Here is a 5448-nt window from a genome sequence, read left to right on the forward strand (position 1 = left end):
GATCATCGAAACCCTCGCTGCCTACTGCACACGAATTAACGACTCAGGACACTAGTCCACTTATCGGCGCCACACGGATCATTCCCCTGGTTGTGGACAAGTACAGCATCCGACCCTGCCTCGGCATAGTAAGTCTGGAGACCTTCAACTGTAAGGTTATGTACTTCCTCATCGGTCGCGGCGCGAACATCGACTGCGGAAACCTGCTGCCAGGTACCGGCTGATGTACGCAGCCAAGTTCCCGAGGATAGATCGGCGGCATCGACCCACTCTGCGCGGTCAGGAACCCAGAACGGGTGCCCGTCGGTCGCGGTGACCGTGGCGACCGTGCCCTCCTCGTTCGTCACGGTGATGTCGACGAGCGTCTTCTCGCCCTCGCCCACGATGGTCGCGGTGACCGGGCGCGGCCCCTCCTCACCCGTCAGCGGGTCGAAGGCCCACACCTCGTCCCCGACCCCGATGCTTTCGATCGGCGCCGTGGAACCGTCGGCCATGAGGACACCGGTGCCCGGAACGAAGCTGTTGGAGGCACACGTGATGCCGTCCTCATCCTGATCCTCGTTCTTCTCATCCTTCGGGGCGTCTTCGGAGTCTTTGGCTCCGCCCCCGCCACCGTTCCGGCCTCCGCCATCAGCGTCCGGCATCCAGCGGAGGATCTTGGCCGGCCACAGGTAGGGCGCGTACGTGACGGCGTTGACTGCGAACTGGGCGGCCGACCTCCCGTACTCGCCCTCGTTCCACGGATCCCGCACCGCATCAGGGAAGAAGAGGTCTCCGATCCCGACGGGCGACTCCATGTTCAGGTAGCGGGCGTTGTCCCAGTACAGACCCCAGGCCGCTGCGAGGGGACCTTCGTTCTTCCAGGTCTCGTCGAACCGCTCACGGCTCTCCGCGGCGCTGGATTTCAGCTGGTCCCACTCGTCCAGGGCCCATTCCTGGGTCTGTTCGGCGGTCTGCTTCGCCGTCTCGATGGGATGCAGGAAGGACTGCTTGGCGTCCTCGACGGTGTCCTCACCGATGGACTTCAGCTCCTCGCCGAAGCCTTGGGCCTGATCGGCGGTCTCGCTCGCCCACTCGCCGAAGCCGACCTCCTCGACGCGGTAGCCGCCCGGATGGAAGCCGGTCGTGATACCGCCGGGATTCCCGAGCCCCAGAGGACTGACCATGGCGTCTTCAGGAGGCCCGGCCGAGAACTGCCAGTCGGCGGGGACGAAGGGCTCGCCACCACTTCCGGAGTCCCCGCCCGGCATACCGTTGTCCTCGCCGTCGGCACCGGGACCATCGCCGGAAGAGGGACCGTCGCCCCCGGTCGGCTCACCAGTGATCGCGGCGGCGATGTTCTCCTGGATCGTTTCGGCCATGCGCTCGGTGAAGGCCGCGTTGAGCAGCACGGCGATGATCGCGCCGATGAGGACGGTGACAGCGGCGTACTCGACGTAGGACGCGCCGCGCTCCGGGTCATGTATTCGCGTCAGCATGAGGGAGGTGAGGGGCGGGAGGCGGGTGGGCTTCAGCGACGGAACATGTAGGCGCGTGAGGGTTTCATCAGCACCAGGACCACGAGCGCGATCGGCCAGAGCATCTGGATGACCCAACGCGCGGTCTCCTGCGCGTTGCTCAGTGCGATGAGGGCGATGAATGCGCAGAAGAGCATGTACGGCCAGAACACGAGGTGTCCTCCACGCTTGAGCAGGAGTCCCAACGCGAGGGAGGCCACACCGGGGATCACGAAGAAGAAGGTCACCGCGGCCAGCATCGCGTTGGAGCTCGCGCCCCAGGACGCGAGCGTCCCCGCCGCCCCGATGAAGGACAGTCCGGTGAAGGCGAACAGGATGATGCGGGCGGCCTTGAGCTGGGTGGGCATCTGGGCGGCCATGTGGCCGGGGCTCCTCTCCTCGCAGTGACCATCGCTCGTGACCGGGCGGTCACAGGTCAAACGCACGCGACTCTATAGGGGCGTAGTGCCAAACCGGGGAGATGAGGCGCCCCAAAGTGACCATGGGGCTACTCACAGCCTTCTGAACAGGGCGAACGATGGTGTCCGAATCTGGTCACGACTGGTGGTCGTTCGGACACATGGGGCACCGGCGGGTAGGCCGGGCCCCACGAGCATCTCGTCTAGCGGTCGTCCTTTAGCGCTCTTAAGAACGCCGCCCACGCGCCGCTCGGGAACTCAAGGTGCCCGCTGCTCCGGTTCATCGTGTCGCGGACGGCGCTCGCCCCGGGGAGGTCGGCGACCTCGACGCACGCGCTCTCATTGGCGCTGTAACCGGACTTGCGGAATTGATGCATCGAACCTGTTCTCCTCACCTACTCTATGAAGCTTCGCAGGTAAGCCGCTGAGTCCGCCTTGGGGAGGGCGTCCATACAGACGTGCTCGAAAGCCGTCCGGTACCCGGCCACCTGCGCGGCCTCTTCCAAGTACAGCCCCTCCGAGCGGGTCTCCAGGTAGACGATCGACGGGTCGATGTCTTCGGCGTAGTCGAGGATGACCATGGAGCCGTGCGTCGAAGCGTGGAGCCCCGCCGGTATCGGCAGCACTTGAACAGTGCCGGTATTGACCGCTTCAACCTGCTCGACGAGGTGGTGGAACTGTTCCCGCGCGATGCCGGGCATCGCAGCGATCCTCAGCAGGACGTTCTCGTCGATGACGACCTGAAATCGGGGGCGTCGTCGCGCTGAAGGAGCTTCTGCCGTTCCAGCCGGGCGTTCACCGTCCGCTCGATCTCGGCCTCGGTCCTGGCCGGAACGACCCTGGCAGTGGCGGCCGCATAGTCGGCCGTCTGCAGCAATCCCGGAACCACGATCGGCTGGTAGGAGGAGATCACCGAGGCCTCGGCCTCGAAGGCCACGTAGAGATCGCTGAAGAGCGGCCCGACCTCCCCTGGGGGGCGCCATCTCCACTCCGGCCTCCGCCGCCCGCCGCGAAAGGGCTCCGCGATGAGCGTCACCGACGCCGCCCCTCGCCTCGAAGGCGACTCCTACTCCCGCTTCGTCGAGCTCGCCCTCCGCTACACCCGCTGGGGCCTCGGCTACACCTCCGACGGCACCGCGCTCCTGTTCACCGCCGCGCACGGCGGCCACGACGTCGGCTTCTCCTGCCGCGACCTAGACGTCTTCGCCGCCTGCTCGCCGCCACCGACCGCTGCCTGGCCGACCTGCCCCGGCCCCGTGTCCGCCGCTACCTCGACGCCCACGAGCGCCGGGCCGCCCACCGCCAGGCCCACGACCTCCGCGCCTTGACCTCCCTTGCTCGGCGCCTGGGCCGCGACCAGCTCCAGGACGCTCTGTCCCGGTCCTCGACGTTCCGCTGTGGATGGTCCCGATGACCCGCCCGGTCCGCATCACCGATCCGGCACCCGGCACGGTCCGCCTGGACCCCGCCTCCGACGACGAGGTCCGCCTGATCCTCGCCCCCGGCGTCCACCCGGTCCTCCGGCTCGGCCGCCACGACCGCGCCGACCTCCAGTACGACTACCTCCAGCGCCTGATGCGCCAGCTCGGTGCCGCCCGCCGACTTGTCCACAGCCCCGAACCTCTCTCCCACCCCGCCACCGGAATCGGCGAGGGTTGAGCCGAACGACCACAGCGCACCGGCCCCACCGCCTCCCCGCGGGGGCCGGTGCCTCCCCGGCCGCCCGCGGGGAAGAGGGGCTCCCGGTCCCCGTCCCCGACCGGGAGTTCCCCGCGGGCGGCCCCACCACCTTTCGAGAGCACCCAGGCTCGCCGAGTTACGTCTGGTGGGCGGAATTCGGGTCTGAATTCCGCCCACCAGACGTAACTCGGCGAAGTCGTCTACCTCCGTCGCGATCTCGCGACGCGGTACAGGTGCTCTTGGGCCCGGCCAGGGGCACGGTGGGAAGGTCCTGGCCCGCCGCCCCGAACGCCCGACGGACCTCGGCGACCACCTCGGGGAGCAGCCGTGCGCGCGTCCGCTTGGTGCGGACGAAGTACCGGTATCCGGCCGCCTCGATCCGGTGGCGCCGCTCCGCGTCGGGTTCCCTCCGGGCGGCGTGGCACTCCCCGTCGTACTCGATGACGGTGCGCACCTGCGGGTATGCGAGGTCCGCGAAGAAGGTCCGCCCTCGGATCCGGAGTTCGTACTGGACCTCGGGAACCGGAAGGCCCGCGGCGACGAGGTCGGCCAGCAGCCGCGACTCCACGGGGGATTCGACCCTGGGACCGGCCAGCCCGACCGTCGCGACGGCGCGTCGGATGCCCCGCATTCCGCGGAAGCGCGGCTGGGAGGCAAAGCGCAGGAACTCAGCCGGGATGAGGAGCGGCGTCAGGCCTTCGTTGCCGGCCCGCACCGCGAGTAGCGTGTTGAGGGTGGCCACGCCTTCCCGGATGCCCCCGGCAGTGCGGGCGGTGAGCTCCAGAGCGGTGCGCACGGGTGCTGTGAGGCGAATTGCGTGGTGAACAGCCACATCGCACGGGAGGACTCCGGCGCGATGGATGTCGGCGCCGGGCAGGGCGGGGACCCGCTCTCCGCCGGGAACCATCGCCGCAACCGGCGCACCGGAGGCTCCGTAGTCGGCGCCGAGGAGCCGCGCCGCGGTGGTACCGCTGATCACCGAACCGGGCGGAAGGCGGAGGAGAAGCCCTGCCGCTCGGGTGCGCAGCGAGTCGGGGTCGGCGTCGGCGTGGGCGTACACGTCAGGCCACAGGGGCACGAAGGAGTCACCTCTCAACTGCCTACGGGTGACCGCCTCCGACCGTCTGGCCTCAGAGCCCCGAAACGGGCGGCAACGGAATTCGGGCGGGACAGCGGTAGCACGCCTTGCCATGGTCCGATGGTGATGCCCCTTGCGGCCACGTGGTCATCAGTCACCGTCCCTGTGGAAACAGGGCGAGAGATCGTCCCCAGGCCCGCTAATCGTCTTCTGGAGAGTGCGGATCCTCCAAGCGCGGGATGACCGGGGTCAGGTGGTCGTCGCTCTCCCGCGTGAGCCGCCCGCGTCTCATCGCGAGCACGTGGAAGGTGTTCCCCTCCTCGCCGTTCTCCTCGTCATCGTGGTAGTACAGCAGCCCGTAAGAGCCGGGGGCGACGGACCCGACGCGTTCGAAGAGGTCGAAGACCTCGTCGGCCTCGGTGGAGCGCCGGTTGAGCAGGCCGCCCACGTGGAGGAACGGTTGTCCGTTGATCCACCGGAGGTCGACGAGGGATGACCCCCCGGACGCCGACGCCACCAATCGGCGGAGGCGCTCCCCGTCGGGTCCATCCGCTCGTTCCTCGTCCGGCCCCTGGATCGCGATCCAGCCGTGGAACTCGAACACCTCTGCTCCTCACCCGGTGCGGCTTCGTCTTCGTCCTTCACGGGAGCCGACCGTGGACGGCGGCCCAGGGCGCGATCCGGTCCCGGGCCCAGACGGGATAGGCCTGGAGGGAAACCTCTAGTGTCCTGAGTCGTTAGTTCGTTGGCGGCTGTAGGGTGGGGTGATGCCTGG

7 protein-coding genes and 1 pseudogene are annotated in these 5448 nt (G+C 68.4%); 2 read left to right on the plus strand and 6 right to left on the minus strand.

Features of this window, described 5'->3' with window-relative positions:
- Window positions 1-35: 35 nt before the first annotated feature.
- The 4 genes and pseudogenes from O4U47_RS30940 to O4U47_RS31360 all read right to left on the minus strand — a co-directional run bounded on the left by O4U47_RS30940 (window position 36) and on the right by O4U47_RS31360 (window position 2951).
- Window positions 36-1478: a polymorphic toxin-type HINT domain-containing protein gene (locus tag O4U47_RS30940; protein WP_270681548.1), complete on the minus strand. Its 1443-nt coding sequence runs from the start codon at window positions 1476-1478 to the stop codon at window positions 36-38.
- Window positions 1479-1510: 32 nt separating this feature from the next.
- Window positions 1511-1876 carry a hypothetical protein gene (locus O4U47_RS30945; RefSeq protein ID WP_270681549.1) on the minus strand — a complete coding sequence of 122 codons (366 nt, stop codon included), beginning with the start codon at window positions 1874-1876 and terminating at the stop codon, window positions 1511-1513.
- A gap of 242 nt (window positions 1877-2118) precedes the next feature.
- Window positions 2119-2292 carry a DUF397 domain-containing protein gene (locus O4U47_RS30950; protein WP_270681550.1) on the minus strand — a complete coding sequence of 58 codons (174 nt, stop codon included), beginning with the start codon at window positions 2290-2292 and terminating at the stop codon, window positions 2119-2121.
- Between the two features lie 18 nt (window positions 2293-2310).
- Window positions 2311-2951: pseudogene (locus O4U47_RS31360) on the minus strand (DUF5753 domain-containing protein).
- Here O4U47_RS31360 and O4U47_RS30965 point away from each other — a divergent pair.
- A complete protein-coding gene (locus O4U47_RS30965) occupies window positions 2941-3243 on the plus strand; it encodes a hypothetical protein (protein WP_270681551.1) in 303 nt (100 codons plus the stop codon). The pseudogene O4U47_RS31360 and the gene O4U47_RS30965 overlap by 11 nt on opposite strands.
- Before the next feature lie 82 nt (window positions 3244-3325).
- The gene (locus tag O4U47_RS30970) at window positions 3326-3574 is read left to right on the plus strand and encodes a hypothetical protein (protein ID WP_270681552.1); all 249 of its coding nucleotides are present in this window, start codon (window positions 3326-3328) and stop codon (window positions 3572-3574) included.
- Window positions 3575-3731: 157 nt separating this feature from the next.
- Here the strand turns inward: O4U47_RS30970 and O4U47_RS30975 are convergent, their stop codons facing one another.
- Together O4U47_RS30975 and O4U47_RS30980 are read right to left on the minus strand one after the other, a co-directional pair.
- A complete protein-coding gene (locus O4U47_RS30975; protein WP_270681553.1) occupies window positions 3732-4673 on the minus strand; it encodes a DUF559 domain-containing protein in 942 nt (313 codons plus the stop codon).
- Window positions 4674-4872: 199 nt separating this feature from the next.
- A complete protein-coding gene (locus O4U47_RS30980; RefSeq protein ID WP_270681554.1) occupies window positions 4873-5277 on the minus strand; it encodes an Imm7 family immunity protein in 405 nt (134 codons plus the stop codon).
- Window positions 5278-5448: the final 171 nt, after the last annotated feature.

The organism is Nocardiopsis suaedae (assembly GCF_027706745.1).
Classification (GTDB): Bacteria; Actinomycetota; Actinomycetes; order Streptosporangiales; family Streptosporangiaceae; genus Nocardiopsis_A; species Nocardiopsis_A suaedae.